Below are 26682 nucleotides of genomic sequence, written 5' to 3' on the forward strand. Positions count from 1 at the left end.
TACCTAGGAATGACAGGCGGCGTGATCGCCGCGCCATGGAGCTGACGATGTCGGAGCAACCGAACCTCGGTGATTGCCTGCGCGGCCTCAGGAAAACGCATGGCTGGACCTTGCAGGAGGTCAGCACGCTCACAGGCGTTGCGGTCTCGACGCTATCCAAGGTCGAGAACGACCAGATGTCGCTGAGCTACGACAAGCTGCTGCAGATCTGCGAAGGGCTGGGCATCCATGTCACCGAGTTGCTCAACGGCGACCGTAAGCAGCCGTCAGCGCGCACCCGTCGCTCGGTGACCTCGCAGTCCAACACGCTGCGCCAGCTGACCCGCAACTACGACTACCGCTATCTGGCCACCGATCTGGTGCGCAAGCGCATGGTGCCGATCCACGCCTATGCGCGCGCCCGCACACCGCAGGAGTTCGGCCCACTGACCAAGCATGCCGGCGAGGAATTCCTGATCGTGCTCAAGGGCGAGATCGAGCTGCACACCGACCAGTACGCGCCGGTGCGGCTGAAACAGGGCGAAAGCGTCTACATCGATTCCACCATGGGCCATGCCTACCTCTCGGTCGGCGAGGGCGACGCCGAGATGCTGTGCGTCTGCTCCGGCGACGAGCCGGATATGGAAGGCACGCTGCTGAGCGTGCTGGAGACGGTGGAGGGGTAGGGGCGAGCCGATCTAGACCGGCGGCCTTTCTCCGGCATCGAGCAGCCATTGCCGCACGGCTTGTGTCGGTTCTGGATGCCGCTGCTTTCTCGGCATCACGACATAGAAATCCTGCGTGCCGCGCATTTCGCCGCTGACGGGCTGAACCAGGCGGCCAGCGGCGAGGTCGGCGGCGACGAGAAAGCGGCTGGCCAGCGCAATGCCCTGGCCGGCGACGGCTGCGTCGATGGCCAGGCCCGTCTGGTTGAAGCGCATGCGTTTCAGCTCGGTCTTCATCTTCAGGCCGACCGCCTTTTCCATGAATTCCGGCCACAGATTGTGCGCATCGTGCAGCAGCACGTGGTGCTGGATTTCAGCCGCGGCGATTTCATTGGCGCCGTGCGGCAGCAGGGCAGGGCTGCAGACGGCGATGATCTGCTGGGCAAACAACAGGTCGACGACCAGGCCGGCGCCGAAGGGGGGGCGGCCCTGGCGCACCGCGATGTCGACACCGTCGGCCTGAAAGCTCGACAGGCTTTCGCTGGCCAGGACGCGCAGATCTACCAGCGGATTGTCCGTCACAAAATCCTGCAGCCTGGGGATCAGCCATTTGGTGGCGAAGGTCGGCGTCACGCTGATCGTCAGCCGCGCCGGCTGGGGACGAAGCAGCAGCGTCGCCTCCGAGATCAGGTCGAAGGCGCGGCGGATGTTGGGGACATAGGCGCGGCCCTCATCGGTCAGCGCCAGGCCGCGTGGCAGCCGCTCGAACAGTTTTGTGCCGAGATCAGCCTCCAGCCCGCGAATGTGCTGGGCCACCGCCCCTTGCGTGACGTTGAGTTCTTCGGCCGCGATGCGGAAGTTGAGATGACGCGCCGAGGCCTCGAAGGCGCGCAGCGCATTCAACGGCGGCAGGTTGAGGAAGGCTTCGGGCATGCAGGAGTTTTTCTACAGGTTGATTTCAGGCATTCTGGTTCGAACCCGAGGAGAAAACCAGCTATATCAACGCTCAACTCCCGAAAACACCGCTTGCGGTGCCCGCCAACCCTGAGAGGAAAAGCCAATGAGTGTAGAAAAAGTAGCTGTGGTCGTGGCCGGCGGCAGCGGCATGGGTGCGGCGGCGGCGAAGCGGCTGGCGGCGGATGGCTTCAAGGTTGCCATCCTGTCTTCCTCGGGCAAGGGCGAGGCGCTGGCCAAGGAACTGGACGGCCTCGGCGTCACCGGCTCCAACCAGTCGAACGACGATTTGCAGCGCCTGGTCGACCTCACGCTCGAGCGCTATGCCCGCATCGACGTGCTGGTCAACAGCGGCGGCCACGGCCCGCGCGCGCCGATCCTGGAAATCACCGACGAGCAATGGCACACCGGCATGGACGTCTATCTGCTCAACGTCATCCGGCCGGTACGCATCGTGGCGCCGCAGATGGTCAAGCAGAAGGGCGGCGCCATCATCAACATCTCGACGGCCTGGGTGGTCGAGCCGAGCCCGATGTTCCCGACCTCGGCCGTGTTCCGCGCCGGCCTGGCCGCCTACACCAAGATCTTCGCCAACACCTATGCAGCCGACAATGTGCGCATGAACAACGTGCTGCCCGGCTGGATCGACAGCCTGCCAGCCACCGAGGAGCGCCGCGACAGCGTGCCGATGCAGCGCTACGGCACGTCGGAAGAGATCGCCGCGACCATCGCCTTCCTGGCGTCGGAAGGCGCCGGCTACATCACCGGCCAGAACATTCGTGTCGACGGGGGCATCATCCGCGCTATTTGAGGGCGTCGGCCGGGAGGTCGATTCTGACCTCTCGGCCCAAGGAGCAAAAAATGCGGCTTTTGATACTCGGCACCGGTTGGATGGCGCAGGAACATGCCCGTCGATTCGCCGCCATCGAGGGCGTCGACATTGTCGGTGCTGTCGATGTCGATCCGGCACGGGTTGGCGAATTCGCCGACAGCTTCAACATTCCCAACCGCTTCACCGCGCTGGAGGAGGCGCTGAACTGGGGTGAATTCGACGCGGTGGCCAATGTCACGCCGGATCGCATCCACCACCCGACCACCATGTCGCTGATCGCCGCCGGCAAGCCGGTGCTGTGCGAAAAGCCGCTGGCCGAAAACTTCGGCAAGGCCACCGAAATGGCCGATGCCGCCGAGGCCGCCGGCATCGTCAACATGGTGAACCTCACCTATCGCAATGTCGCCGCGCTGCAGAAGGCCCGCCAGATGGTGCAGGCGGGCGAAATCGGCACGGTCAGGCATGTCGAAGCGTCCTATCTGCAAAGCTGGCTGGTGTCGAAGTTCTGGGGCGACTGGCGCACCGATCCGAAATGGCTCTGGCGCCTGTCGCGCGGCCACGGCTCCAACGGCGTGCTCGGCGATGTCGGCATCCACATCCTCGACTTCGCCAGCTATGGTGCGGCGCTCGACATCGACCATGTCTTCTGCCGGCTGCGCGCCTTCGACAAGGCGCCCGGCAACCGCATCGGCGACTACGGGCTCGACGCCAATGACAGCTTCGCCATGACGCTGGATTTTTCCAACGGCGCCTTCGGCGTGGTGCATGCCAGCCGCTGGGCCACTGGCCATCTCAACGAGCTGCGTCTGCGCATCTATGGCGACAGAGGCGGCATCGAAGTGGTGCACAATCTCGACGGCTCGGCGCTCAAGGCCTGCGTCGGTGACAATGTCGAGAACGCCAAATGGGAAGAGCTCGAGGCCGGCACGGTGGCAACCAACTACCAGCGCTTTGTCGATGCGGTGCGAACCGGTGTGCAGGCCGAACCGTCCTTCCGCCACGCCGCCGAATTGCAGAAGGTGCTGGATCTGGCAGTGGTGTCGGATGAGAAGCGCGCGGAGCTGCGGGCGAGTGCGGATACGCAGTAGTTCCTCGACCCGCGAAGGCTTTGAATGCCATGTCGGTGCAAAACCTGCCCCGTCCTCAGTGCCCTGGCACTTGATCCGCATCCGTCAACGTCTGCAGAAACGCAACGATGTCGTCGATCTCGGGGTCGCTCAGCGCCGGTCTGTCGCCGGGCTTCTTGCCGAGGGGCGGGTCCTGGTTGAGGTTGGCCCAGTAAGCCCTTGGCAAATCGTCATATTGCTTGACCGTGCCGTCGGCGTCTTTCGGGTACCAGCGGCCGGGATCGGTGTCGCGCGTTGCGTAGAAGGCGACCGCGTCGCGCAAGGAATGGAAGTAGCCATTGTGGAAGAAGCTTTTGCGCAGCGCCACATTGCGCAGCGTCGGCGTGCGAAACAGGCCGCAATAGTCGGCTCGGCCTTTGAAGTCGGTGCGCAGTGGCCCGCACAGGCCGAGATCAACATAGGCGGGGTCGGCGTTGGCGGGAATCGCCCTGTTGCGCGGCACGGCGACGGCGATCAGGCCGAAATCGGTGAATTGCGGCGGCTCGCCGTCATTGGCCGGTTCGCTGAGATGGCAACTGGCGCAATTGCCCTTGGCCGCGTCCTCGAACAGCGCGCGACCGCGTAACTCCTGCGCCGACAGCGTCGTCTTGCCGGCAAGGAAGGCGTCGTAGCGGCTGGAATAGGGATAGAAGTCGGGCGCACTCTGCTCGAAGGTGCCAAGCGCCTCGGCGGCGGCGTCGAAGGCGTCGTCCGGATGGTCGAGAACGTTGTCGCCGAAGGCGGCCTTGAAGTCGTCGGCATAGGCCGCCTTGCGCAAGGCGGACGTGACGGCGGCGGCATCCTTGTTGGCCATCTCGAACGGCGACCGCAGCGGGATCTTCGCCTGGTCGCTGCCGCGGTCGGCGCGGCCGTCCCAGGTGAGGCCGCCGGTTGGACCATTGTCGACGCTCTCGTCGCCTTCATCCTCGGAATCGTAGAAATGCTCGGTGAAGGCCGGCGCCGCCTGCAAATAGCGCAGCGAGGGCACGGCACGCAGTCCGTGTTGGTCGAGATGCGGCCCGCCCATTTCGACGGGTGCCGCCGAGGCTGGGCCGAAGGCATGGTGCGGGTCATGGCAGGACGAGCAGGCCTGCTTGCCGGAGGCAGACAGCGATGGGTCTAAGAACATTTTCCGGCCAATCGCAGTCAGGGCGGCGGCGCGTGCGAAGGCGTCCGCCCGCGACATCGGCCCGGGATGGACGCTGCCGGTTCCGGCGCGAACAACGGTCGCCGGCAGGGGCACGGCAAAGCCGAATATCGATGTCGCGGCGGCCGCGATCATCAGGCTTTTCCATCCTCCTGTTGTCATGGGTTCAATCCAGTTTGCTCCGGAATTAGGTTCGCACTGCAACAGATTGATGACTGGTCCATCCGCTCACGCAACCGTGTTCGCCGGCAGCGCAAATGTCACAAAGGTGACAAGGCATCGACTTAGCCTTTGCAGCCATGGCCGTTGCCCCCAGCCATGCATTGCTCCCTCTAGCCATCCCCCCAGCCATGAGGACTTCCCATGACGCGGCTCACGCTTCTCACCTCGCTTTGCCTCGCCTCGACGGCGCTGGCGTCGTTCACCGCTGCTGCCAACGCCGCGCCGCCCGGCTACGACAAGATCGACACCGTCGTCGTCATCTATGCCGAGAACCGCAGCTTCGATAATCTCTATGGCGGCTTCCCCGGCGCCAACGGCCTGGCCAACGTCTCCGCCGACCAGGCGCGCCAGCTCGACCGCGACGGCAAGCCGCTCACCGAACTGCCGCCTGCCTGGGGCGGGCTGACCGCCAAGGGGGTGACGCCGCCGGTGACCGAGGCGCAGTCGGCGCATCTCACCAATGCCAGCTTCGCCATCGACGATGCCAGCGGCTTCAACGAGAAAACCTCCGTCGTCACACGCGACCTCTGGCATCGCTTCTATCAGGAGCAGATGCAGATCGACGCGGGCAAGAACGACAAGTTCGTCGCCTGGGCCGATTCCGGCGGCCTCGTGATGGGCCATTATGACGGATCGGTGCTGCCGATGTGGGCGGTGGCGAAGAAATACGTTCTGGCCGACAATTTCTTCCAGGGCGCCTTCGGCGGCTCCTTCCTCAACCATTTCCAGCTCGCCTGTGCCTGCGCGCCGGTCTATCCGCACGCCGACACCAGCCCGGTGAAGGGGCAGATCGCCGTCGTCGAGGCGGACGGCAAGACGCTGAAGGTGGCCGACAATTCGCCGGCCTCTGCACTTGGCGGCGCACCGAAATTCGTCAATGACGGCGCCATCACGCCCGACTTCTATGCCGTCAACACCATGCAGCCGCCCTATCAGCCGAGCGCCAACAAGCCGGTCGAGGGCGGCGACAAGGCACTGGCCGATCCGGCGCAGCCGACCACGCTGCCGCCGCAGCACGACATCACCATCGGCGACCTGCTGTCGCTGAAGGGCGTCGACTGGGCCTGGTATGCCGGCGCCTGGCAGGCAACGCTCGACGGCAAGAACGCGACGCCGGTGCCGAACTTCCAGTTCCACCACCAGCCGTTCAACTATTTCGCCGCTTACGCGCCCGGCACTGCCGCGCGGGCCGAGCATCTGCGCGACGGCGGCCTGGATGGTGCCGAGTTCATCAAGGCGATCGACGACGGCAAGCTGCCTTCGGTGAGCTTCTACAAGCCACAAGGCAATCTCAACGAGCATGGCGGCTATGCCGATGTCGCGAGCGGCGACCAGCATCTCGCCGACCTCGTCTCGCATCTCGAGAAGAGCCCGCAATGGAGCCACATGCTGGTGGTCGTCACCTATGACGAGAATGGCGGCTTCTGGGATCATGTCGCGCCGCCGAAGGCCGACCGTTGGGGGCCGGGCAACCGCGTCCCGGCTTTCATCGTCTCGCCTTATGCCAAGATGGGCACGGTCGACCACACGCAATACGACACGACGTCGATCCTGCGCTTCATCACCGCGCGCTACGATTTGCCGGTGCTGTCCGGCATCGTCGCCCGCGACAAGGCGCTGCGCAACAACGACCAGCCGCCGATGGGCGACCTGAGCGCGGCTCTCGATCTCAGCCGGTAGGTGGGCTTCAAAACAGGCCGCCGCGTCGCAAAGGCGCGGCGGCCTGTTTCAAGGGCCGGTCACCAGGGAAAAAACCAGTTTCTGCAGATTGCCGCCGTTGCCGAATTCGACGCGGTCGAAATCGCGGCTTGCCTGAACCCGCGCCTTCGAGATCGCGTCGAGCCGACGAACCGCTTCGGCCCTGGTCTTGCTGCATTTGGGATCATCGGCAATCTTCAGGCCGTCCGTCGCGGCTTCGATGTCGTGGACCATCTGTACCATGCTGGCGCCATGCACCTTCTCATGGGCGCTGACGCCGGCGATGAACACATCCCAGTTCTTCCGGACGGCAGGCGGCAGCGAGCCGGAGGGTTTTGGCAATGTGTAGGTGATGATCAGTTTTGGCCGTCCCGCCGTAAGTATGCAGTCCTCGCCGCTGGGTTTGTAGTCCCTGACCCCCCAGGTCAGTTTGAAATTGGTGTAGGCGATGGCGCGGGCAATGCCGAGCTTTGGCCCGTTCTCGCCGATCGAGCGGTAGAGTTCGGCGCCGGACTGGCCCGAGATGGCGTAGGGCTCGATCTTCTCGACCGGCTTCCACTGCGCATGGGCGGCCAGCGGCAAGGCCAGCAAGACGGCCAGCAGAAGACACAGACGAACACAGGCTCTCAACACCGCTCTCCGCAAAATCAGGACCGGGCGACATCGCCGCGACGGGCAATGCCACAGGACAGCTTTTCCTATAGAATGCCTGCTGGTGCTGCAAATGCCCTAGAGGGAGTCACTTGGGGGGAAGTCATGAGAGCTGGATATCTAGTCGTCGCCGGTGTGGTAGCGGTCGTGCAGGCCGCGCAGCCGGCGTTTGCCGCGTCCTGCGGCGGCTGGAGTGCGAAGATGGAGGAAGACGAAGGCGGCAGCGTGCTGACCGCCTCGGTCTGCGGCGGGCCGAAAGGCGATGCGCATCTGATGCTGATCTGTTTCGACACGCCGGTGCTGAGCTACGATCTAGGCGCCACAGGCCAGCAGTTGGAGCCCGGCATCAGCGGTTCGTTCGAGTTCAAGGCTGACGGCAAGACGGCGACCAAGACGCTGCAGTTGGAGGCCATGTACAACTACTTCGTGGTCAATCTGCCGAAAGCCGATCCGTTGCTGGACCTGTTGCGCGGGAAAGGCGAGGTCAGCGTCAGTGCGGCCAAATACGGCCAGGCCAGTTTTCCGCTGAAGGGTTCGAGCGCTGCCATCGGCAAGGTGCTGGCGCAGTGCGGCAAGGCCCAGCCCGCCGATGGGGATTGACAGGGATCCTTCGCCATCGCCAACGCCTGGCATGACGCGGTCTCTATGTCTCGCCATGTGCCGCGACATAGTCGATTTCGGACCGGCTGATGCCGATGTCCTTGAGCATGAAGTCCGGCATCGTTTCCAGATGGCGCCGGTCGCGACGGTGGCGCCAGCGGCGCAGCAGGCGTGCCAGCAAGGTTAACGGCAGGCGCCATTCTCGGGCGCTGATCAGGACGCGTTCGGTTTCGGTCATGGCTTCCTCGAAAATGCAGGGCGAAGCTCTTGCCGGGGGCGCGCCGGCAAGAGCTGACGCGACCTCAATCGGCCATCTTCATCGCGTCGCAGGACACGTCGGGGTTCATGTCGGCGAAGGTGCCGGTCCGGTTCTTCTTCCAGGCCCAGACGTGCAGTTCGTAGAAGGCGCCGAGGCCATAACGGTTGGGTGCGCTGTTGAAGTTGAACAGCTGTCCCTCGAGTGAGGCCGGGCCTTTCGAGGTGATGTATTCGACCGCCACCAGTTTCAGCTTTCCATCGGCCATCGGCTCGTACATCACAGCCTCGGGCTTGGAGAGATCGACGACATCGTCCTTCAAGTAGGCCGCGTTGACATAGTGGATGCCCATGGCGCCGCCGGTGATGCCGCTGGCGCAGGGGATGGGCGCGTAACCCTCGGCGGTGGCCGTGGCCACGGTCTCGAACCGGCCGTTGGTCGCGCGCACCTTTTGCGCCAGGATATTGGTTTCGCCGGCGTCAGCGGCGTCGTGGGCATGAGCCGTTGCCGCGACGGCAAGAGCGGACAGGAGGATCGGGGCGGCAAGGCGCCGGGTCCAGGGCAGGAATGTCATGTTGACTCCATGGGTTTGCTGTCGCACCGGCCATCCCGGTCCGAGCGCGTTGGTTGCGGCAGAGGCGCGTCCCGATCGCGGTGTCAGGCTCCGGCGGTTTGCGGGCCGATGAAGGCGGCGATCTCCGTCACCTTGTTGGCGGGGAAGCCACCCTCGCGGGCATGCCGCTCGACCATTTCGGCGCTTTCGGCCTCATGCACACAGTAGATCTTGTCGCCGGCGACATAGGAGGTGAGCCATTTGTAGGGCACGCCGAGCCCGGCCACGACCTCATTGGACTTGGCCGAGATTTCCTTGAGTTCATTGGCGCTCAGCCTGTCGGCGCCGGCGATTTCGCGTTCGATGATGAATGTCGGCATTGTCGGTCTCCGTTGTTGGTTGACGGCCCGATAAATCCGATCGACGTTGGACCCGGTGTGCCGTCCGCGAAAGAAACAAGGCGGGGCCGGTCACACGCTTTGTCCCACGGTGGTGGCGCAAGCAGCATGCGGGGACGGAGCGGGCCAGGATGGCGGTGGAAAAAGTGGGCGGTACGATCAGGCTTCTTGGCGAACCCGCCATTCTCGATGCGAATGGCCAAAACCAACCCGTGCGCGGCCATCAGGCCTGGGCGCTGCTTGCGCGCGTGGTTCTGGCGCGCGCGCCGCTCGATCGCCGCGCGCTGGCGGCGGAGCTGTTTCCCGAAACCGTCGATCCGCTGGGTTCGCTGCGCTGGTGCCTGGCCTCGCTGCGCAAGGCGCTCAACAGCACCGATTGTCTGAACGGCGACCCGATCGAGGGACGCTTTGCGGACGATCTGGACATCGACGCGCTGCGGCTCGACCGCGACGATTTCGACATCGAGGCCGCCGGGCCGCTGCTCGGCACGCTGGAGCCCCGTTGCAGCCCGGAATTCGCCACCTGGCTGCTGGTCGAGCGCGAGCGCATCGCCGGCATCGTCGAAGCCCGCATCCGCCAGGAAACCATCCGTGCCATGTCGGTCGAGGATCATGGCCGCGCGACGCGGCTGGCTGGACTTGGCGTCCGGCGCAACCCCTATGACGAGGGCGCGCACATATTGCTGGTGAAGAGCCTGGCCTTGGCGGGGCGCTACCAGGCGGCCCTCGATCATGTCGAAGCGACCGAGGCGGTGTTTGTGGCGGAGCTCGGCGAGAGGCCGTCGGCCGCTTTGCGTAGTGCCGCCCGCCGCACCATCTCGTCGCCGCCCAGCGGAATCTCACGCCAGGCCTTCGTCACCTCGCTGATGCAGTCGGGCCTGGCCGCGCTTTCGGCGGGCGCCGTGGATGCCGGCATCGATTGCCTGCGCCGCGCCGTGCGCGACGCGGAGAAACACAAGGACGCGCAGCTGACGGCGCGCGCCATGTTCGAGCTTGGCACGGCGCTTGTGCATTCGGTCAAAGGCTATGATGACGAAGGCTCGGTGCTGCTGCGCCAAAGCACGGAACTGGCGCGGCAGGCGGGCAACGCGGCCATCGCCTCGGCGGGGTTTCGCGAACTGGGCTATGTCGAGGCGCTGGCGGGGCGGCGGCCCTTGGCCGCCACCTATCTTTCGCAGGCGTTGGAACTGGCCGGCGGTGGCGAAAACCTGGCCGGCATTCATGCCGTCATCGGTTTCAACCTGGTCGACTGGGGCCGGATCGGCGAGGGGCTCGATCACTACGCGCTGTCTCTGGAGCATGCACGCTCGGCCGGCAACCGCCGCCGCGAGATCTGGTCGCTTGGGCTTGGCGGCTGGGGTCTGCTCGCCGCCGATCGGCTGGACGAGGCCGATCGCTGGCTGGACGACTGCCTGGCGCTGGTAGAGGAACAACGCTGGATCTCGTTTCGACCATGGCCTGTAGCCGTGCTGAGCGAATCCCGCACCCGCCAGCGGGCGCGCCCCAATGATTTGCGTCCCCGGCTGGAGGAAGCCTTCGCGCTGAGCTGCCAGATGAACGATCCCTGCTGGGAAGGGGCCGTCGCACGCGCGCTGGCGCTGACCTATGCGGCGCAAGACGCGCTCGCGCCGGCCATGGAGTGGCTCGCAGAGGCTCGCCGGCGCTGCATGCGCGACACCGACAGCTATGCCGGGCTGCAGGTGGAGATCCTGGCGAGCCAGGTGGACGTCAATCTGAAGCTGGACCGGCCTGAGACGGCCGACACCATCGCGCGCGAATGGCTGGCTTTGGCGGCGCGCACGCATCGCGATGCTCATGTCGTGCGCGCCGCCGCGTTTATCGCCCAGCGCAACTGACGCTACAGGAACACCTTGTTCGGTCATGGTCAGCGCGTCGCGCCGCCTGGGCTCAAGGTTTCATTGCGTCCGCGCCTTGGCCACATCGGCCGGCGTGACCGCCGATTGCTTGCCGCCGAAATGGGCCAGGACATAGTTGCCGAGCGCCGCGATCTCGACGTTCGAATAGGCGTTGGCGAAGGCAGGCATGCTTTGTGCGCCCGTTGCCGTCGTCATATGCGCACCCTTGAGGATGACCTGGATAAGATTGGTCCCCTCGGGGTCGTTGACCGTGCGGCTGCCGCGCAGCGCGGCGTAGGGCGTCTGCAGCCCTTCGCCGTTCCAGCCGTGGCAACTGGCGCAGGCGCCCTGGAACAGCTTCAGGCCAAGCCCGCCTTGCGCGGCCGCGTCGCCTGACGGCGCATAGGCAGTCGACGCCTTGAGCGTGGCCGGTTCGGCCTCGACGATCGCCTGGTCGCTGCTGACCTGCGGCGGCACGGTTTTCACATAGGCGACGATCGCCTTGATGTCTTCGGGCGTCAGGTGGCGCAGGCTGTAGTCCACCGCTTCACCCATGCTGCCCGTCGGCGAACCGCGACCTTCCGCATGACCTTTGGACAGGTAGTCAAACAGCTGTTCGTCGGTCCAGTTGCCGATGCCCGTGCGATTGTCAGAACTGATATTGTAGGCCTTCCAGCCCTGCAGTTCCGCGCCGGCGAAGGTCTTGCCGCTGTCGAGCGCGTAGAAAACATTGCGCGGCGTGTGGCATTCGCCGCAATGGGCCATCGCCTCGACCAGATAGGCGCCACGGTTCCATTCCGCGCTCTCGCTCGTGTTCGGCTGAAAGGCACCGTCGGGAACAAAAAGCAGGTTCCAGAACCGCATGACGTAACGCTGGTTGAACGGGAAGACGAGGTCGTTCTTTGGCGCATCCGCGTGCACCGCAGGGAGGCTGAAGAGATAGGCCTTGATGGCCAGCGCGTCTTCCGCGGTCATCCGCGCATAGGCGGCATAGGGAAAGGCCGGATAGAGATTGTGGCCTTGCCTGTCGATGCCCTGATGCAAGGCGCGCACGAACTCGGCGTCGCTCCAGTAGCCGATGCCGGTTTCCTTGTCGGAAGTGATGTTGGGCGCGTAGAGCGTGCCGAATGGCAGCTTGAAGGCGAGGCCGCCCGCATAGGGCTTGCCGCCTGATGTGGTGTGGCAGGCGACGCAGTCGGCGGCGCGCGCCAGATACTCACCGCGGTCGATCAGCGCCTGGCCGGTCGGCAGTGCGGCCTGTGCCACGGACACGTCCGGCAGTGACGCCGGCTTGAGCAGGAACACCGCGACGGCAGCAGCAATGACCACCGCAGCGGCGAGAATGATGAGGCCCAGCCGTTTCATCGTTACGCCGCCTCGGGTTCGGATTCGCCGGTTTCCTCTGATGTCGCCAGCGCCGCCAATACGGGCACGCTGAGCGGCGGCATCATCGAGACACTGGTCTTGTCGGCGCCGTCGCTCTTCAACTGGTTGCGGTCGAAGGGCAGGCTGCGCAGGCGCTTACCCGTGGCGGCGAAGATCGCATTGGCGAGGACGGGGGCGGCCGAGACGGTTGCCGTCTCGCCGATGCCACCGGGGGATTCCAGGCTCTTGACGTGATAGACCTCGATCTTGGGCGCCTCGTTGTTGCGCAGGATCCGGTAATCGTGAAAATTGCTCTGGTCGACGCGGCCATTGGTGAACGTTATGCCGCTGTAGAGCGCGGCGGAGAGACCGAAGATCAGCCCGCCTTCGATCTGGGCCTCGACGGTGTTAGGATTGATGGCGATGCCGCAATCCACCGCCACCACGGCCCGATGCAGCGTGATCTCGCCGGCTGACGAAACCGAGATTTCCAGCACCGCGGCCATATAGCTGCCGAAGGCATCGTGCAGCGCGATGCCGCGTCCCGAGCCGGCCGGAAGCGGCGTGCCCCAGCCGGATTTTTCGGCCACGAGTTCCAGCACGCCCGCCGCGCGCGGCTGGTTCTTCGTCAGCGCCCGGCGATACTCGACGGGATCCTTGCCTGCCGCATGGGCGAGTTCGTCCATGAAGCTTTCGACGACGAAGACATTGTGCGTGGAACCGACGCCGCGCCACCAGGTGATCGGCACCGGCGGATCCTGGCGCACCCAGTCGACCTGGATGACCGGCAGGTCATAGGGCGGCTTGATCGCGCCTTCGACGGCGTCGTCGTCGAGCTTGTCGTCCGGCCAGCCGCCGGGAATGTAGTTGCCCAGGACCGAGCCACCGGCGACATGGTCGATCCAGACCGTCGGCAGTCCATCCGGGCCGAGGCCGGCGGAGATGCGGTCGTAGTAGGCGGGCCGGTAGAGATCGTGCTGGATGTCCTCCTCGCGGGTCCAGATCACCTTGACCGGATAGCTCACCTGCTTGGCGATGGCCACGGCCTGCGCGACCGACTCAGCCACCAGCCTGCGGCCGAAGGCGCCACCGATCAGATGGTTGTGGACGATGATCTTGTTGAGCGGAAAACCGGTGACCTGCGCGGCTCCGGCCTGCGCCTGCGTTGGCACCTGCGTGCCGACCCAGATCTCGCATTCATCGGCGCGCACATGCACGACGCAGTTGATCGGCTCCATCGGCGCATGGGCGAGGAACGGCAGTTGGTAGGTCGCCTCGACCGTCTTGGAAGCGGCTTTCAGTCTGCCTTCGACGTCGCCTTCCTTGCGCGCCATGATCGGCGTCTTGTGCTCGGACGCTGTCTTCAGGGCGGCCATGATATCGGCGCTGCCGAGCTTGGCGTTGGCGCCATCGTTCCAGGTGATGTCGAGTGCCTCGAGCCCTTTCTTGGCGGCCCAGAAATGATCGCCGATCACGGCCACAGCGTTGGGCAGGCGCACAATGTCGCGCACGCCCGGGATGGCGCGCGCTGCCTTCTCGTCGACATCCTGCAGCGTGCCGCCGAGGACCGGGCAAGCGGATACGGTCGCAACCTTCATGTCGGGCACGCGCACGTCGATGCCGTAGATCACCGCGCCATTGACCTTGCCTGCCGTGTCGACCCTGCGCAGCGATTTGCCGATCAGTTCAAAATCGCTGGGGTTCTTGAGCTTGACGTCGGCCGGCACCGGCTCCTTGCCCGCTGCATCGGCCAGCGCGTCATAGGCAAGCTGCCTGCCTGTCGGCTGGTGCGTGACCACGCCAAGCTTCGCCCCGCATTCCGACACCGGAACCGACCATTGCGCGGCCGCCGCCGCAACCAGCATCATGCGCGCCGTGGCGCCCGCCTTGCGCAGCGACTCCCAGGTGGCGCGCATAGAGGTGGAACCGCCCGTCGCCTGGCCGCCAAGGGCCGCGGTGGCGTAGAGTTTGTCGTTGGGCGGCGCGTCGACGACGCTCACCTGGTCAAGGCCGACTTCCAGTTCCTCGGCGATCAGCGTGGCTTCGCCGGTGTGGGTGCCCTGTCCCATCTCGATATTGGGAAGGATGAGCGTGATCTTGCCGTCGGTGCCGATGCGGATGAAAGCATCGGGTGAAAAGGCCGCGGTGACGTCGCCCGCCACGGGCTCCGTGGCGGCAAGGGTGGGTTTCACCCCGGCTCCAAGCAAAGCGAACCCCAGCAGGAGACCGCCGCCTTGCAGGAAGGCACGACGCGAGGCGCCGGTCTCAGGGAAGGGGCCTGTTTTTGGGGAGGAGAATGGCTTGCTCATGCTGGCTGTCTCCTCGTCCTCAGGCTTTGGCGGCCTGTTTTATGGCCGCTCTTATTCGCGTGTAGGTGCCGCACCGGCAGATGTTGCCGGACATGGCCGCATCGATGTCGCTGTCGCTCGGATCGGGATTGCGTTCCAGCAGCGCCGAGGCCGACATGATCTGCCCGGACTGGCAATAGCCGCACTGGATCACCTCGAGGTCGAGCCATGCCTGCTGCACTTTCTTTCCACCAGCAGTCGCACCGATCGCCTCGACGGTGGTGACACGCCGCGTGCCGACAGAGGCGACGGGCAGGACGCAGGAACGGACGGGCTGGCCGTCGAGCTGCACCGTGCAGGCACCGCACTGGGCGATGCCGCACCCAAACTTGGTGCCGGTCAGGCCAATGACATCGCGCAGCACCCATAGAAGCGGCATATCTTCGGGCACGTCGACGCTGCGGTCCTCACCGTTCACATTCAGGGCAATCATCGGCCGCTCCTTCTTGTCCCGATCTCAGCTCAGTAGGCACACTTTGGCGAGATCAGTCCAATCAAATGGTTCTTGATCGATAGCGGCAGGGAGGTCGCTTCTGTTCCCACGCGGCCGCAAGCCGGCCCCGTGTCGTGGTCGCCTTGGCGTGCGATTTCCATCGCTCGGCACCTGAGAGTTCCAACGATCCGTCGCTACCGCAACACTTTTCCCAGCCTGACGGTCGCGGCCAAAAGATCCTCGTCCGAAAAACCGGAAAAGCCCAGCACCAGGCCTTGCCGGGGCGGGCCGTCGATGAACATCGAGGAGAGGGCACGGGCGCCGACGCCCGCCGCTTTCGCCGCCTCGACGATCACGGTATCCGGCCCGGCGCGCTTCAGCGTCGCCATCAGGTGCAGCCCCTGTTCGGGCACTGACACATCGACCGCGTCGCCGCAATGCGCCTCGAGGCCGGCGACCAGCACGTCTCGTGCGGCCTGGACGCGGCGGCGCACGCGCCTGAGATGCGCGGCGAAATGGCCTTCGTTCAACAGGTCGGTCAGCGCGCCTTCGGCCAGCGTCGAGGGAAAGCGGTCGGAGCGCGCCCTGACTGCCATCACGGCATCGAGCAGCGCTTCGGGCACCACGACATAGCCGATGCGCAGGCCGGGAAAGAGCACCTTGGAGAAGGTGCCGAGATAGGCGACACGGCCCGAACCATCCATGCCTTGCAGCGAGGTCAGCGGCGGGCCGGCGTAGCGGAACTCGCTGTCGTAATCATCCTCGATGATCCAGGCATCGTTGCGCCGCGCCCAGTCGAGCAAAGCGAGGCGGCGGCGCATCGTCATCGTCACGCCGAGCGGGTATTGGTGCGAGGGCGTGACATAGGCCGCGCGCGCCCTTGGGCACAGGCTTTCGCCGATCTCTGGATCGAGCCCTTCTTCGTCGACCGGTACGCCAAACGCCTTGGCGCCGCTGCCGGCCACGACAGCATGCGCCATGGGATAGCAGGGGTTTTCAAGCCAGACGGCATCGCCGGGGCGAAGCGCGGCGCGCACCAGGAGATCGAGCCCCTGCTGCGTGCCCGAAGTCAGCACGATCTGGCCGGCGTCGCAGCGCACGCCGCGCGCGGTTCTCAGATAGGTTGATATCGCCGCGCGCAGCGGCAGGCCGCCGCGCGGATCGCCATAGCGGAAATGCTCTGGTCCGGGGCGGGCGAGGTGACGCGACAGAAGGATGCGAAACAGATCAAGCGTGCGCGGATGGGACACCGCCACGCCAAGGCCGCAAGGCAGCGAGGTGGCCGCGTCGATCTCCGGCGGGCGCGCCTTGACCAGTGTTGTCGGCAGATGCGGCACGTCAGGCGCGACGAAGGTTCCGGCACCGACCCTGGCGACGGCGAACCCTTCCGAGATCAGCATTTCGAAACAGGCGACGGCCGCCGAACGCGACAGGCCGAAGCGCTGGGCCAGATCGCGCGAGGTCGGCAGCTTGGCGCCGGCGGTGAGCGCGCCGGTCTCGATCAGCCGCCTGAGCGCCACATACAGCTCGCGGCTGCGCGGGCCGTCGCCCGGCAGGACCGGGATCAGCGCCGACCAATCCGGCGGATTGGTCTGAATTTTATTGCCATGATTGGTTCTTTTTCCGACCAATGCCATGGCGCATGGTTGGCAGACAACAGATAAGGATGCAAGCCGTGAACGATAGCGTCGCCAGCTTTCCGACCACCAGGCGCAACCGGGTGAAGCGCCGGCATGACCGTGGCAGCTATGACCATGCCTCGGTGTTCGCGGTGCTGGATGCCGGGTTGCTGTGCCACGTCGCCTATACGTTCGACGGCCAGCCCTATTGCACGCCGACCATCCATTGGCGCGAGGACGACTGGCTCTACTGGCACGGCTCGTCGGCCAGCCGCATGCTGCGCCAACTGCGTGGCGGCACACCGGCGTGTCTCACGGTGTCGCACCTCGACGGGCTGGTGCTGGCGCGCTCGGGCTTCAATCACTCGGCCAACTACCGCTCGGCGATGTGCTTCGGCACGGCGCGGATCATCGATGAGCCACAGGAGAAGCTGAAGGCGCTGGCTGGCGTGGTCGACCGTTTCTATCCCGGCCGGAGCGCGACCTTGCGGCCGATCTCGGCGCAGGAAGCCAAGGCGACGACCGTGATCGGCATGCGCATCGAAGAAGGGTCGGCGAAAGTGCGCGCCAAGGGCGTCGCCGACGACGAGGAGGATTACGGGCACCCCGTGTGGGCCGGCGTCATCCCGGTGCGGACGGTGGTAGGGGCTGCCGTGCCGTGTCCGAGGCTGCTGCCTGACGTGGAGCGGCCGCGGAATCTGTCGGGTTATGCGGAGGGCGAGAGGCTCGATAAGGCGCTGACGCAGGCGCAGCTGGCGTATGAGCGCGACGTTTAGCCTACGGGGCGGTGCCGCCCCTCATTGTCCTGCCGGACATTTCTCCCCGTATAGTGACGGGGAGAAAGAGGCTGGCCGCAATGCTGGCGTTCTTCCTGCAACGTCGGCGATTGGCGAAATCATCCGACACAGCGTCCTTCTCCCCGTCACTATACGGGGAGAAGATGCCGGCAGGCAGATGAGGGACGGCGCCAGCGCCCGGTGAGGATTGTATCCAATCTTGCCGCTGCCGGCACGTCGCGATATGCCCGACACCATGATCACCTTCCGCCGTGCGCAAGCCTCCGACCTGCCTGACATCGTCGCGATGCTGGCCGATGATCCACTTGGCGCGGGCCGCGAGGACGCTTCCTTGCCGCTCGCGCAAGGCTATGTAGATGCGTTCAACGCCATCGATGCCGATCCCAACCAGCTGCTGGCGGTGGCCGTGGAGGGCGGCGAGGTGATCGGCACCTTGCAGGTCACCTTCCTTGCCGGCCTGTCGCGCAAGGGCGCCTGGCGCGGGCAGATCGAGGCGGTTCGGGTTGCCGGCCACAGGCGCTCCGGCGGCATCGGCAGGAAGATGATCGAATGGGCGATCGATGAGTGCCGCGCGCGCGGCTGCGGCCTCGTCCAGCTGACCACCGACAGGTCGCGAACGGATGCGCACCGCTTTTACGAAAGCCTCGGCTTCACCGGCAGCCATCTCGGCTACAAGAAGACCTTGTAGTTTCGCGGCCGCTCCGCGTTGGCAGCGACTGGCGCATAGCGGAAGGCTCTCAGGCACTATTCAAAGCGCCGGGGAAAGCTGATATAGGTCAGTCAGGTTGACCTATATCGAACTGTCGCGGGAGGCGTGACTTGACCCTTATGAACCTGTTGGCTTCGCGCTCGTCGCGCATGAAGGCGTCCGAAATCCGCGAGCTCCTGAAGCTGCTCGACCAGCCCGACATCATCTCGTTCGCCGGCGGCATTCCCGATCCGGCGCTGTTCCCGGCCGAGGCCATCCGCGACGCCTATGCCGATGTGCTGGGCGGTGCAGAGGCTGGGGCGGCGCTGCAGTACCAGGTCTCGGAAGGCTATCTGCCGTTGCGGCGCTGGCTGGCCGGGCAGATGGGCAAGCTCGGCGTCGCCTGCGACGAGGCCAACATCTTCATCACCTCCGGCTCGCAGCAGGCGCTGGATTATCTCGGCAAGCTGTTCCTGTCGCCGGGCGATACCGCGCTGGTGACATGGCCGACCTATCTCGGCGCCCTGCAGGCTTTCAACGCCTATGAACCGCGCTACGACCGGCTGACCCCGGCCGGCGGCAATATGACGCCGGATGCCTATCGCGCGGCGGCGGCCGCGAATGGCGGCAAGGTCAAGTTCGCCTATCTGGTGCCGGATTTCGCCAACCCGACCGGCGAGACCTTGAACCGCCAGCAGCGCGAGGCGGTGCTCGACCTTGCCGGAGAACTCGACATCGCCGTGATCGAGGATGCCGCCTATCGCGCGCTGCGCTATGATGGCGAAGGCGTGCCGCCGATCCTGGCGCTCGACTGCATCAGGTCCGGCGGCATCGACAAGGCGCGCACGCTCTATTGCGGCTCGTTCTCGAAGATCCTGTCGCCGGGCATGCGCGTCGGCTGGGTGTGCGCGCCGCGCCATGTGGTCGAGAAGCTGGTGCTGATGAAGCAGGCCTCCGATTTGCACAGCCCGTCAATCAACCAGGTGGTGATGCATCGTGTGGCCGAAGCCGTGTTCGACGGCCACGTGGAAAAGCTGATCGGCGCCTATCGCGAGCGCCGCGACGGGCTGCTCGCAGCGCTTGAGGCCCACATGCCTGAGGGCGTGAGCTGGAGCCGTCCGGAAGGGGGCATGTTCGTCTGGGTGACGCTGCCCGAGGGTTACGACGCCACGGCGCTTCTGGCTCGGTCGGTGAAGGAAGCGCGGGTCGCCTTCCTGCCCGGCAGCGCCTTTTTTGCCGACGGCAGCGGGCGCAACACGCTGCGGCTGTCCTTCACGCTCGCCGACCGCCGCGCGGTGACCGAAGGCATACCGCGGCTGGCGGCCATATTGAAGCGGTAGGCCGGCTGCCGGAAGTCGGCATCCTACGCCGCTACGTTCACCAAATGCTGGAGCTTCGACAGCCTGGCGCGAGCCAGCTTGCCCAGTGATTTCCGGAACCCTTGCTCGCCGCTCTCGACGACGAAGACCAATGTCTTGAAGTCCAGCATGAATTCGTCGATCGCTGCCGTGAGCACCTGCGACCTGCCCTTGAACCGACGCAGCAGAGTGTTCGCTTCTTCGATGCCGTTGATGTCGGCGCTATCGACAAGCGCTTCGAGCCTTTGAAAACAGTCCAAGCGAAATTCCTCCCAGCCGCGCCATAAAACCCGGTTGGGAGCGGAAGGTTCCAGTCGGGAGCGCGAAAAGAAGTCGCCTCCACCGCTTGAAATTTCTGGATTCGACGGCCCGTGGGGAATCTTTTTGCTCGGGTGGAACCTCCGCGGCCAATAAAGGTTCTTACCCTGTCTGATCCCCCGTCAGACATCTGAAAGCTTGAATATCAGCTTTCCAAAGGCCCGCCGGATCCCCCCTCCTGGCGGGCTTTTTGTTTGCAAGACTGACTGGGTACATGGGGCCGGGCCTGCGGCAGGGGTTGGCAGTTGGAAAGCGTGCCCACATTGACGGCGTCCTGTCCGAACCTAAATTCGAAAGCCTCATGAGGAGGCGTTTTCATGGAAACCCAGGAACTGCATCGCGGCCGGCTCATCGACCACATCCAACTGGTGGTCAAGGATCTTGCCGCCAGCAAGCGTTTCTACGAGGCGATCTTCCGGGTGCTCGATGTTCCGATCGGAGGTGTCGGCGAGGATTATTTCTGGGCCGACGAATTGTTCATCTCCAGCGCGGACAGCCCGGCGGCGTTGGGAAAGCTCACCGGCCGCCATCATCTGGCCTTCCAGGCAAGGGACCATGCCATGGTCGAGGCCTTCTACAAGGCCGGGCTCGCCGGCGGCGGCGTGGACAATGGCGCGCCGGGCGAACGGCCCTATCACCCCGGCTATTACGCTGCCTTTCTGCTCGATCCAGACGGCAACAACATCGAGGCCGTCCATCACGGTCCGCACAGACGCAGCGCCGCTTCGGTGAAGATAACCTTTTAAGCTGTGCCGATAGTCAGCCGGTCTGCAAACACGGCTCTGCACGCTTTGGCGCCCACCCGCGTTGCAGTCCCCGGACGCGGCACCAATGGGCGATGCTGGAGAGATGGAGCCATCCGGCCGCCGCGCGACATGAAGGATGCGCCGACGCCGGAACAAGAGGCGGCCGCTAATGAGTTCCAGCGAATGGTGACCGCGTTTTACGGCGCGTTCGACTCTCTGGAGATCACGGCGGACGGCCGCTAATATTTTCATCAGCCTGGTGATCCGACGCCGGGGGCCTGCGTCTGGTGCGGAACCTGGTCCTTCAGCAGGAGTTCGCTGTGGCACAAGCTCGACAACGCGCCCGGGCTGGATATTTACGCCAAGGACGGCGACATGCAGACGACCTAGACTGCCGAACCCGACGAAAAATCGAAATACGCCTGGCTGGTCTTCGGCTGGACGAAGGCCGAGTAAGCGGCGCCGCGGCTCATTAGGGGAAGCTTCGTAACAGGGCTCCAAGCGGCTTTTCATCCATCTCGTATCCTCGTACACGAGATGGAGTTCGCTGCCTGGGGGGTCCGCATGAGTCCACTGCCTGAAACCGTGCCGTTTTTCAGCCAGTGGGAAACGCCAGACATGACCATTGAGGTGCTCGCCGACGGCGCCGAGGTCGCGCTGCGGCGCGATCCGCTGTGGCGGGGGTCGGGTGCGGGAACTCTGGGCGAATACGCGGTGTGGGCCGCCAACATCTGCGGCATGGCGTGCCTGAAGATGATCCTGGCAACGCGCGGCGAGACCGTGCCGACTATCGAGCTGGCCAGGCGATGCACTGGATATGGCGGCTATGTCGTCAGCGAGGGATCGATCAGGGGGCTGATCTACGCGCCCTTCGTCAGCTTCGTGAAAGAGGTCTTCGGTCTTCAGGCCGAAGTGATGACCAGTGTCGCGACAGCGGACATTCCGGCCATCCTTGAGCGGCAGCGCTTCTTCATCGCCTCGGTCAGCAGTTCGATCCGTTGGCCCGAGCGCGAGCCGCCGTCGAAGGGCGGCCATCTGGTGCTGGTCACCGCGACGTCGGACAAGGGTTTCCGCTTCCACAATCCGTCCGGCCATACCAGCGCCACACAGGCAAACGCAGTGTTGGCGCCAGCCGACTTCGACCGCTTCTTTGCCAATCGCGGCATTGCCGTCGCCATTTGATGTTTTGAGGGATTTCGATGACCGGTAAGACAAGAGTGGCCATCCTCTATGGCGGGCGTTCGGCCGAGCATGACGTGTCGCGCCTTTCAGCCGCCAATGTGCTGAAGGCGATCGACCGGACGCGCTACGACATCATGCCGATTGCCATTTCCCGAAGCGGCAGATGGCTGCTGCAACAGCCGGCCGCCGGTGACGGGGCAGGGGCGCCGGCATCCGAGGACGAGATCGAGGTTGCGCTTTTGCCCGGCGGCAAGGGCAGGCTGGTTGCCGTGTCGCGGGATGGAACACAGCCCGACCTGCCGCCGGTCGATGTCGTCTTTCCCGTGCTGCACGGGCCGTTCGGCGAGGACGGCTCGGTGCAGGGCTATGCGGAAGTCGCCGATGTCGCCTATGTCGGCTGCGGCATCCTTGCCTCGGCAGCCGCCATGGACAAGGAGATTGCCAAGCGGCTGATGCGCGAGGCGGGACTGGCTGTTGCCCGCTCGCTGACCTTGCGGCGCGGGGAGTCCGTGCCCTTCGAGGACGTCGCGGCGAAGCTCGGCCTGCCGGTGTTCGTCAAGCCGGCGCGCCAGGGCTCGTCCTTCGGGGTCAGCAAGGCGACCGACAGCGCCGGCTTCACCGCGGCCGTCGAGGCGGCTTTTCAGCATGACAGCAAGGTTCTGGTGGAGGAGTTCGTCGAAGGCCGCGAGATCGAGTTCTCGGTGCTGGAGCGGGCCGACGGCACGCTGACGGTGTCGCTGCCCGGTGAGATCATTCCAGCAGGCAAGCATGGCTTCTACACCTATGAAGCCAAATATCTCGATGCCGACGGCGCGGTGATTCAGGTGCCCGCCGATGTCCCGACCGCAGTTGCCGACAGAGCGAGGGAAATGGCGCGGCAGGCTTTCCAGGCACTCGGCTGCGAAGCCATGGCGCGCGTCGATTTCTTCCTGCGCGCCGATGGCAGCCTGCTGGTCAACGAGGTCAACACCATTCCCGGTTTCACCGACATTTCGATGTACGCCAAGGCGCTGGCGGCGTCAGGCATCGGCTACAGCCAGACCATCGACGTGCTGATCGAGCACGCGCTGGCCAGGCATGCGGCGCGCTGATCCCGTTCGGAGCGGAGTGGCGCAGAAAAGTGGTCTGCGCCAAGCCGGGGCTCGTCATTGGCCGAGGTCTTGAAGGCCATATGAAGCGTAGTTACATCAATAACTAAGCGTGCGTTGCACGCGAATTTTACGCTTGGTCAAGCTTCATCTATGGAGGTTGTCATGGCTAATACATTCATGGAAGGCAAGAAGGGGCAGGACTGGCTCAATCTGGTCCTTGCCATCGGCCTGTTCATCTCACCTTGGATAATCGGCTTCGTTGCTGAAACCGCTCCCGCATGGAACGCCTGGGTTGTTGGCGTCGTGCTGGGCGTCATGGCTCTGGCGGCGCTTACCGCATTCGCCGAGTGGGAGGAATGGGTCAGTGTCGTCCTCGGGCTCTGGCTGATCATTTCGCCCTGGCTGCTCGGTTTCGTGGCGAACGGGTCTGCGATGGCCACCCACGTCATTCTCGGCTTGCTGGTGGTTGCCGTATCAGGTTGGGCCGTCTGGGACTTCCGTCATCCGCACGCGCATGCGTAACCGGTAAGGGTTGGGGTCCGCCGCGTAAGCGGCGGGCTCCTCCGGCCGATGACCTGCTCACGATCTTCAACAAAAAGCCGGACGAGGCCAAGTGAACCGGCCTCGTGCGCTGAGCAGCGGCATTGCGGGTTTCGGGCTCCCCGACCGTGCTGCGATAATCCTGGTGCACGAACTCATCTTGCGCAGCGCCGAGGCATTGGCCAAGCGCGGCCTCGAATTGCCGGTCTTCGCCTCGCCGACGATCGCTGGCGAGCCGTGCCGCGGAATGGAGCCACGCTGCCCAAAAAGAATCATCGTACCATGCTTTTCCGGATCTTGCCGACCTCGCGGCGCGCCATAATTCCATTCAAGGCTGGAGTGAATCCAGCTGCTGAATAGGAGGCATAGGAGGCGTCCATGAAGCATCAAACCGTTGACCAACTGCACGCCGTTGCCGAGGTCCACGCCGAGGCAACCTATCTTGTCGCGACTCGAGGCGAACGCCTCGAACGCTGGGCGCAGCTTCTGGAGCAAAATCCCAACAGGTGCCTAGGGGCGCTGACGGGGACCGAGTACCAATCCGTGGAGATCCGCGAAAGAATGCGTTCCGCGGGATCACCAATCACAGTTGCTTTCGAAGATCCGATCTTTCGCGCGCTGGGCTTGAAGGAGGATACCTACGGTGAGGCCAAGCGCTTCTTCGAGCTGACCGATTGGCAGCTCCACGAAATCGTCTGCCATTGCCATGTCGGCGCTACGATGCCGGCACGATGGGCCGCATCCCGTGTCCGCGCGGCAATTTCGGGAAGATCCGGTTTCTTCGCGTGGCTGCGAGGAGCGTTTCTGCACTGAGGCCGATGCTCCAGCTGGTAGACATCGCGCACGGTGCCGGCTGAGCGACTGCTTGAAGACCGATGAGGCGGCAGAGGGTCTCTCCGCCTCCTATCGATTGTTCTGGATGGTGCAGCTTGTCTTCCACCAGCGGTTGATCTCGCCGAACACGATGTCGAGCGAGCCGATCCCATCGCGCCCAACATGGGAACGCTGACAACAGCATTCGATCTCGCCATCCCGGCGCAGGCAGGGGATGCGTTCCACGAACGGCAGCTCGCTGATGAGATGATCCGGTGCTGCCTTTCCTCAGGGTGAGCAGCCATTCGATCGTCGCCCGGCGGCGGGGGACGTGTATTTCATCACTGGCTAAAGTTGCACGCAGGCTCAATATATCAGATCATGGCGGCGTGGCAGGGGGAGACATCGAGTGGCCAATAGTCGAAGCGACAAGGCGTCTCCCGCTGATGGGTCGGAGGACATGCTTTCGGCCGTCGCGCCCCGCCCGCGAACCGCGTTGCCCAACGTGGCAACAACCGTCACCACGGTGGCGGCGCTGTATTTCGGGCGCGAGGTTTTCCTGCCGATCGCGATCGCGCTGCTGCTGACCTTCGCGCTCGCGCCGCTTGTTTCAGCGCTCAAAAAGGTCGGGATCCCGCGGATCGCCGCCGTCATCGCAAGCGTGCTCGGCGCTTTCGCGGCGCTTGGCCTGTTCTCCTTCATTGTCGCCACGCAGGTCAGCGAACTGGCGCAGAACATCCCGGTCTACCAGACCAACATCCTGACCAAGATCCGTTCGCTCAAGGAAACCGGGGTCGGGGGAGGGATCATTGCCAGATTGAGCCAGGTGGTCGAGCGTGTCGGCCAGGAGATCGACAGGCAGGACGCCTCGCTGCCGGCCGCCACCCCGGAAAAGCCGCCGCGCGAGCCGGTGCCCGTCGAGATCGTCTCGCGTGAAAGGCCGCTCGAGGTCCTGCAGAACATAGTGGGGCCGCTGCTCAGCCCGCTCGGTTCGGCAGGGCTTATCATCGTCGTCGTCATCTTCATGCTGCTTGAGCGGGAGGATCTGCGCGACCGCTTCATCCGGCTTGTCGGTTACGGCGACCTCCACCGCACCACCGAGGCGCTTCAGGATGCCGCCAAGCGGGTGGGCCGCTATCTCTTGATGCAATTGGTCGTCAACATCGTCTACGCAATACCGATTTCGATCGGGCTGTGGATTCTCGGCATCCCGAATGCGCTGCTGTGGGGGCTGCTGGCTCTGGCGCTGCGTTTCGTCCCCTATATCGGCCCGATCATCGGCATGCTCTTGCCGCTGTTCCTCGCGCTGGCCGTGGCGCCGGGCTGGTCGCTCGTCCTGTGGACGGCCGCCCTGTTCGTGGTGATGGAACTGATCACCGGCAATGTCATCGAACCCTGGCTTTACGGCTCGCGAACCGGACTGTCGCCGCTGGCGATCATTGTCGCGGCGATTTTCTGGACGTGGCTGTGGGGGCCGCTCGGGCTGATCCTGTCGACGCCGCTCACCGTCTGCCTTGTGGTGCTGGGCAGGCACGTGCCGCAGTTTGAATTCCTCGACGTGCTGTTCGGCAACGAGCCCGTGCTCGAACCTCATGCGCGCCTCTACCAGCGGCTGCTGGCCGGCGATCCCGAGGAAGCCACCGACCACGCGGAGGAGATGCTGGAGGAGAAATATCTCGTCGAATTCTACGACAAGGTTGCCATTCCGGCACTGCTGCTGGGCGAGCGCGACCGTGTGCGCGGCGTCATGGGCGACCTGCAAAGACGCCATGTGGCGGCCAGTGTCCTGACGCTGGTGGCCAACCTAGACGACAGCGCGCAGGAGGAAGCGAGCGAGGAGGAGGAGGAGCCGCACGTGGTCGCAGAGGCGGGCGTCGATGGCGATGTCAGCGGCGAGGACGAGACCGAACTGCCCGATGGCACCGGCATGTCAGTGCTTTGCGCCGGCGGGCGCGGCGAACTCGACGACGCCACTGCCGCAATGCTCGCGCAGGTGCTGGAAGTCCAGGGCGCGACGGTGTCGAAGGCCGGTTTTGCCGATATGGAACCCGCCAACATCCGCCACCTCGAACTCGAAACCGTCGACACCGTCGTGGTCGGCTTCCTGAACCGGGATTCCGTCAAGCACGCCCGCTTTCTGGTTCGCCGGCTGAAGCGCGCGAAGGCTGCACTTCGGGTGGGAATCGTGTTCTGGTCGGAGACCGCTGCCGAGGACAAGGAAACGGCGGCCAAGCTGGCCCAAGACATGAACGCCGATTTCGTGGCGCATGGCATGGTGGACGCGGTGGTGGGCGCGCTGTCAAACGAGCCGCCGGTTGCTCTCAAGCTCATCGCCAAACGCCGCATGCGGCGACAGCGGGCGGCCCCCAAGAAGGTTGCGGCAGCGGCGGCGAGTTAGGTCGTCTTCGCCTGGGGTGGGCAAACCAGGGACCGATGCCAAAGCGCAAAGTATATTGTATCCTGCTGC

27 protein-coding genes and 1 pseudogene are annotated in these 26682 nt (G+C 64.7%); 16 read left to right on the plus strand and 12 right to left on the minus strand.

The genetic code is table 11. The features are described 5' to 3' along the window. Positions 1-47 precede the first annotated feature (47 nt). Positions 48-665: a helix-turn-helix domain-containing protein gene (locus tag ASD99_RS03875; protein ID WP_056592219.1), complete on the plus strand. Its 618-nt coding sequence runs from the start codon at positions 48-50 to the stop codon at positions 663-665. Between the two features lie 12 nt (positions 666-677). Here the strand turns inward: ASD99_RS03875 and gcvA are convergent, their stop codons facing one another. Beyond that, positions 678-1577 carry a transcriptional regulator GcvA gene (gcvA, locus tag ASD99_RS03880; protein ID WP_056591942.1) on the minus strand — a complete coding sequence of 300 codons (900 nt, stop codon included), beginning with the start codon at positions 1575-1577 and terminating at the stop codon, positions 678-680. A 127-nt stretch (positions 1578-1704) separates the two neighbouring features. On the opposite strand from gcvA, the gene ASD99_RS03885 reads away from it, so the two are divergent. After that, entirely contained in the window at positions 1705-2409 is a 705-nt protein-coding gene (locus tag ASD99_RS03885; RefSeq protein WP_057142788.1) for an SDR family oxidoreductase, read from the plus strand. A gap of 50 nt (positions 2410-2459) precedes the next feature. Next, complete coding sequence (locus tag ASD99_RS03890) at positions 2460-3518, plus strand: Gfo/Idh/MocA family protein (protein WP_057142789.1); 1059 nt, start codon at positions 2460-2462, stop codon at positions 3516-3518. Positions 3519-3573: 55 nt separating this feature from the next. Here the strand turns inward: ASD99_RS03890 and ASD99_RS03895 are convergent, their stop codons facing one another. Then, on the minus strand, positions 3574-4845 hold the full coding sequence (locus tag ASD99_RS03895; protein WP_057142790.1) for a cytochrome-c peroxidase: 1272 nt from the start codon (positions 4843-4845) through the stop codon (positions 3574-3576). 201 nt (positions 4846-5046) lie between these two features. Between ASD99_RS03895 and ASD99_RS03900 the strand changes: the two genes are divergently transcribed. Further along, complete coding sequence (locus tag ASD99_RS03900) at positions 5047-6585, plus strand: acid phosphatase (protein ID WP_057142791.1); 1539 nt, start codon at positions 5047-5049, stop codon at positions 6583-6585. Between the two features lie 48 nt (positions 6586-6633). On the opposite strand, the gene ASD99_RS03905 is transcribed toward ASD99_RS03900, so the two are convergent. Then, positions 6634-7233, minus strand: coding sequence for a DUF922 domain-containing Zn-dependent protease (locus ASD99_RS03905; protein ID WP_082583145.1), 600 nt, complete (start codon positions 7231-7233; stop codon positions 6634-6636). A 126-nt stretch (positions 7234-7359) separates the two neighbouring features. Here ASD99_RS03905 and ASD99_RS03910 point away from each other — a divergent pair, with 126 nt between their 5' ends. Continuing rightward, positions 7360-7854 carry a hypothetical protein gene (locus tag ASD99_RS03910; RefSeq protein ID WP_244497613.1) on the plus strand — a complete coding sequence of 165 codons (495 nt, stop codon included), beginning with the start codon at positions 7360-7362 and terminating at the stop codon, positions 7852-7854. Positions 7855-7897: 43 nt separating this feature from the next. Here ASD99_RS03910 and ASD99_RS03915 read toward each other — a convergent pair whose 3' ends face one another. From ASD99_RS03915 to ASD99_RS03925, 3 genes are all read right to left on the minus strand, one after another. Beyond that, positions 7898-8092 carry a DUF1127 domain-containing protein gene (locus tag ASD99_RS03915; RefSeq protein WP_056591957.1) on the minus strand — a complete coding sequence of 65 codons (195 nt, stop codon included), beginning with the start codon at positions 8090-8092 and terminating at the stop codon, positions 7898-7900. A gap of 64 nt (positions 8093-8156) precedes the next feature. Beyond that, the gene (locus tag ASD99_RS03920) at positions 8157-8684 is read right to left on the minus strand and encodes a hypothetical protein (protein ID WP_057142792.1); all 528 of its coding nucleotides are present in this window, start codon (positions 8682-8684) and stop codon (positions 8157-8159) included. Between the two features lie 83 nt (positions 8685-8767). Continuing rightward, on the minus strand, positions 8768-9043 hold the full coding sequence (locus ASD99_RS03925; RefSeq protein ID WP_056591963.1) for a DUF4242 domain-containing protein: 276 nt from the start codon (positions 9041-9043) through the stop codon (positions 8768-8770). 149 nt (positions 9044-9192) lie between these two features. Here ASD99_RS03925 and ASD99_RS03930 point away from each other — a divergent pair, with 149 nt between their 5' ends. Next, the gene (locus ASD99_RS03930; protein ID WP_057142793.1) at positions 9193-10917 is read left to right on the plus strand and encodes a BTAD domain-containing putative transcriptional regulator; all 1725 of its coding nucleotides are present in this window, start codon (positions 9193-9195) and stop codon (positions 10915-10917) included. A 60-nt stretch (positions 10918-10977) separates the two neighbouring features. On the opposite strand, the gene ASD99_RS03935 is transcribed toward ASD99_RS03930, so the two are convergent. The 4 genes from ASD99_RS03935 to ASD99_RS03950 all read right to left on the minus strand — a co-directional run bounded on the left by ASD99_RS03935 (position 10978) and on the right by ASD99_RS03950 (position 16700). Next, entirely contained in the window at positions 10978-12282 is a 1305-nt protein-coding gene (locus tag ASD99_RS03935; protein ID WP_057142794.1) for a c-type cytochrome, read from the minus strand. 2 nt (positions 12283-12284) lie between these two features. Further along, positions 12285-14591 (minus strand): xanthine dehydrogenase family protein molybdopterin-binding subunit, encoded by a 2307-nt coding sequence (locus ASD99_RS03940; protein WP_082583146.1) that lies wholly within the window; start codon positions 14589-14591, stop codon positions 12285-12287. A gap of 19 nt (positions 14592-14610) precedes the next feature. After that, the gene (locus ASD99_RS03945) at positions 14611-15063 is read right to left on the minus strand and encodes a (2Fe-2S)-binding protein (RefSeq protein WP_056591971.1); all 453 of its coding nucleotides are present in this window, start codon (positions 15061-15063) and stop codon (positions 14611-14613) included. Positions 15064-15257: 194 nt separating this feature from the next. Further along, on the minus strand, positions 15258-16700 hold the full coding sequence (locus tag ASD99_RS03950) for a PLP-dependent aminotransferase family protein (RefSeq protein WP_057142795.1): 1443 nt from the start codon (positions 16698-16700) through the stop codon (positions 15258-15260). Between the two features lie 5 nt (positions 16701-16705). On the opposite strand from ASD99_RS03950, the gene ASD99_RS03955 reads away from it, so the two are divergent. The 3 genes from ASD99_RS03955 (at position 16706) to ASD99_RS03965 (ending at position 19507) form a co-directional block, all read left to right on the plus strand. After that, complete coding sequence (locus ASD99_RS03955; RefSeq protein WP_057142796.1) at positions 16706-17458, plus strand: pyridoxamine 5'-phosphate oxidase family protein; 753 nt, start codon at positions 16706-16708, stop codon at positions 17456-17458. Between the two features lie 256 nt (positions 17459-17714). After that, a complete protein-coding gene (locus ASD99_RS03960) occupies positions 17715-18167 on the plus strand; it encodes a GNAT family N-acetyltransferase (RefSeq protein WP_057142826.1) in 453 nt (150 codons plus the stop codon). Positions 18168-18307: 140 nt separating this feature from the next. Further along, the gene (locus ASD99_RS03965; RefSeq protein ID WP_057142797.1) at positions 18308-19507 is read left to right on the plus strand and encodes a PLP-dependent aminotransferase family protein; all 1200 of its coding nucleotides are present in this window, start codon (positions 18308-18310) and stop codon (positions 19505-19507) included. A gap of 23 nt (positions 19508-19530) precedes the next feature. On the opposite strand, the gene ASD99_RS03970 is transcribed toward ASD99_RS03965, so the two are convergent. Beyond that, a complete protein-coding gene (locus ASD99_RS03970) occupies positions 19531-19785 on the minus strand; it encodes a hypothetical protein (RefSeq protein ID WP_244482955.1) in 255 nt (84 codons plus the stop codon). Between the two features lie 375 nt (positions 19786-20160). Between ASD99_RS03970 and ASD99_RS03975 the strand changes: the two genes are divergently transcribed. The 6 genes and pseudogenes from ASD99_RS03975 to ASD99_RS04000 all read left to right on the plus strand — a co-directional run bounded on the left by ASD99_RS03975 (position 20161) and on the right by ASD99_RS04000 (position 24215). Continuing rightward, the gene (locus tag ASD99_RS03975; RefSeq protein WP_056591987.1) at positions 20161-20589 is read left to right on the plus strand and encodes a VOC family protein; all 429 of its coding nucleotides are present in this window, start codon (positions 20161-20163) and stop codon (positions 20587-20589) included. Positions 20590-20703: 114 nt separating this feature from the next. Beyond that, positions 20704-21045, plus strand: a pseudogene (locus ASD99_RS34550) (hypothetical protein); the annotation flags it as partial. A 108-nt stretch (positions 21046-21153) separates the two neighbouring features. Beyond that, positions 21154-21771: a C39 family peptidase gene (locus tag ASD99_RS03985; RefSeq protein WP_057142827.1), complete on the plus strand. Its 618-nt coding sequence runs from the start codon at positions 21154-21156 to the stop codon at positions 21769-21771. A 17-nt stretch (positions 21772-21788) separates the two neighbouring features. Further along, a complete protein-coding gene (locus ASD99_RS03990; RefSeq protein ID WP_057142798.1) occupies positions 21789-22862 on the plus strand; it encodes a D-alanine--D-alanine ligase family protein in 1074 nt (357 codons plus the stop codon). Positions 22863-23024: 162 nt separating this feature from the next. Continuing rightward, positions 23025-23384: an SPW repeat protein gene (locus ASD99_RS03995; RefSeq protein ID WP_056591995.1), complete on the plus strand. Its 360-nt coding sequence runs from the start codon at positions 23025-23027 to the stop codon at positions 23382-23384. Between the two features lie 396 nt (positions 23385-23780). After that, positions 23781-24215 (plus strand): hypothetical protein, encoded by a 435-nt coding sequence (locus ASD99_RS04000; protein ID WP_056591997.1) that lies wholly within the window; start codon positions 23781-23783, stop codon positions 24213-24215. A gap of 90 nt (positions 24216-24305) precedes the next feature. Here the strand turns inward: ASD99_RS04000 and ASD99_RS33110 are convergent, their stop codons facing one another. Then, positions 24306-24461, minus strand: coding sequence for a hypothetical protein (locus ASD99_RS33110; protein WP_156388922.1), 156 nt, complete (start codon positions 24459-24461; stop codon positions 24306-24308). A gap of 214 nt (positions 24462-24675) precedes the next feature. Between ASD99_RS33110 and ASD99_RS04005 the strand changes: the two genes are divergently transcribed. Continuing rightward, on the plus strand, positions 24676-26613 hold the full coding sequence (locus tag ASD99_RS04005; RefSeq protein WP_056592000.1) for an AI-2E family transporter: 1938 nt from the start codon (positions 24676-24678) through the stop codon (positions 26611-26613). Positions 26614-26682: the final 69 nt, after the last annotated feature.

Origin of the sequence: Mesorhizobium sp. Root695 (genome assembly GCF_001428185.1) — a bacterium.
Taxonomy (GTDB): Bacteria; Pseudomonadota; Alphaproteobacteria; order Rhizobiales; family Rhizobiaceae; genus Mesorhizobium.

What these genes read in the sequence shown, in the direction of transcription:
- ASD99_RS03875 (WP_056592219.1), top strand. Translation starts at nt 48, where the DNA reads ATGTCGGAGCAACCGAACCTCGGTGATTGCCTGCGCGGCCTCAGGAAA.
- gcvA (WP_056591942.1), bottom strand. Translation starts at nt 1,577, where the DNA reads ATGCCCGAAGCCTTCCTCAACCTGCCGCCGTTGAATGCGCTGCGCGCC.
- ASD99_RS03885 (WP_057142788.1), top strand. Translation starts at nt 1,705, where the DNA reads ATGAGTGTAGAAAAAGTAGCTGTGGTCGTGGCCGGCGGCAGCGGCATG.
- ASD99_RS03890 (WP_057142789.1), top strand. Translation starts at nt 2,460, where the DNA reads ATGCGGCTTTTGATACTCGGCACCGGTTGGATGGCGCAGGAACATGCC.
- ASD99_RS03895 (WP_057142790.1), bottom strand. Translation starts at nt 4,845, where the DNA reads ATGACAACAGGAGGATGGAAAAGCCTGATGATCGCGGCCGCCGCGACA.
- ASD99_RS03900 (WP_057142791.1), top strand. Translation starts at nt 5,047, where the DNA reads ATGACGCGGCTCACGCTTCTCACCTCGCTTTGCCTCGCCTCGACGGCG.
- ASD99_RS03910 (WP_244497613.1), top strand. Translation starts at nt 7,360, where the DNA reads ATGAGAGCTGGATATCTAGTCGTCGCCGGTGTGGTAGCGGTCGTGCAG.
- ASD99_RS03915 (WP_056591957.1), bottom strand. Translation starts at nt 8,092, where the DNA reads ATGACCGAAACCGAACGCGTCCTGATCAGCGCCCGAGAATGGCGCCTG.
- ASD99_RS03920 (WP_057142792.1), bottom strand. Translation starts at nt 8,684, where the DNA reads ATGACATTCCTGCCCTGGACCCGGCGCCTTGCCGCCCCGATCCTCCTG.
- ASD99_RS03925 (WP_056591963.1), bottom strand. Translation starts at nt 9,043, where the DNA reads ATGCCGACATTCATCATCGAACGCGAAATCGCCGGCGCCGACAGGCTG.
- ASD99_RS03930 (WP_057142793.1), top strand. Translation starts at nt 9,193, where the DNA reads ATGGCGGTGGAAAAAGTGGGCGGTACGATCAGGCTTCTTGGCGAACCC.
- ASD99_RS03935 (WP_057142794.1), bottom strand. Translation starts at nt 12,282, where the DNA reads ATGAAACGGCTGGGCCTCATCATTCTCGCCGCTGCGGTGGTCATTGCT.
- ASD99_RS03940 (WP_082583146.1), bottom strand. Translation starts at nt 14,591, where the DNA reads ATGAGCAAGCCATTCTCCTCCCCAAAAACAGGCCCCTTCCCTGAGACC.
- ASD99_RS03945 (WP_056591971.1), bottom strand. Translation starts at nt 15,063, where the DNA reads ATGATTGCCCTGAATGTGAACGGTGAGGACCGCAGCGTCGACGTGCCC.
- ASD99_RS03950 (WP_057142795.1), bottom strand. Translation starts at nt 16,700, where the DNA reads ATGGCATTGGTCGGAAAAAGAACCAATCATGGCAATAAAATTCAGACC.
- ASD99_RS03955 (WP_057142796.1), top strand. Translation starts at nt 16,706, where the DNA reads ATGGTTGGCAGACAACAGATAAGGATGCAAGCCGTGAACGATAGCGTC.
- ASD99_RS03960 (WP_057142826.1), top strand. Translation starts at nt 17,715, where the DNA reads ATGATCACCTTCCGCCGTGCGCAAGCCTCCGACCTGCCTGACATCGTC.
- ASD99_RS03965 (WP_057142797.1), top strand. Translation starts at nt 18,308, where the DNA reads ATGAACCTGTTGGCTTCGCGCTCGTCGCGCATGAAGGCGTCCGAAATC.
- ASD99_RS03975 (WP_056591987.1), top strand. Translation starts at nt 20,161, where the DNA reads ATGGAAACCCAGGAACTGCATCGCGGCCGGCTCATCGACCACATCCAA.
- ASD99_RS03985 (WP_057142827.1), top strand. Translation starts at nt 21,154, where the DNA reads ATGAGTCCACTGCCTGAAACCGTGCCGTTTTTCAGCCAGTGGGAAACG.
- ASD99_RS03990 (WP_057142798.1), top strand. Translation starts at nt 21,789, where the DNA reads ATGACCGGTAAGACAAGAGTGGCCATCCTCTATGGCGGGCGTTCGGCC.
- ASD99_RS03995 (WP_056591995.1), top strand. Translation starts at nt 23,025, where the DNA reads ATGGCTAATACATTCATGGAAGGCAAGAAGGGGCAGGACTGGCTCAAT.
- ASD99_RS04000 (WP_056591997.1), top strand. Translation starts at nt 23,781, where the DNA reads ATGAAGCATCAAACCGTTGACCAACTGCACGCCGTTGCCGAGGTCCAC.
- ASD99_RS04005 (WP_056592000.1), top strand. Translation starts at nt 24,676, where the DNA reads ATGCTTTCGGCCGTCGCGCCCCGCCCGCGAACCGCGTTGCCCAACGTG.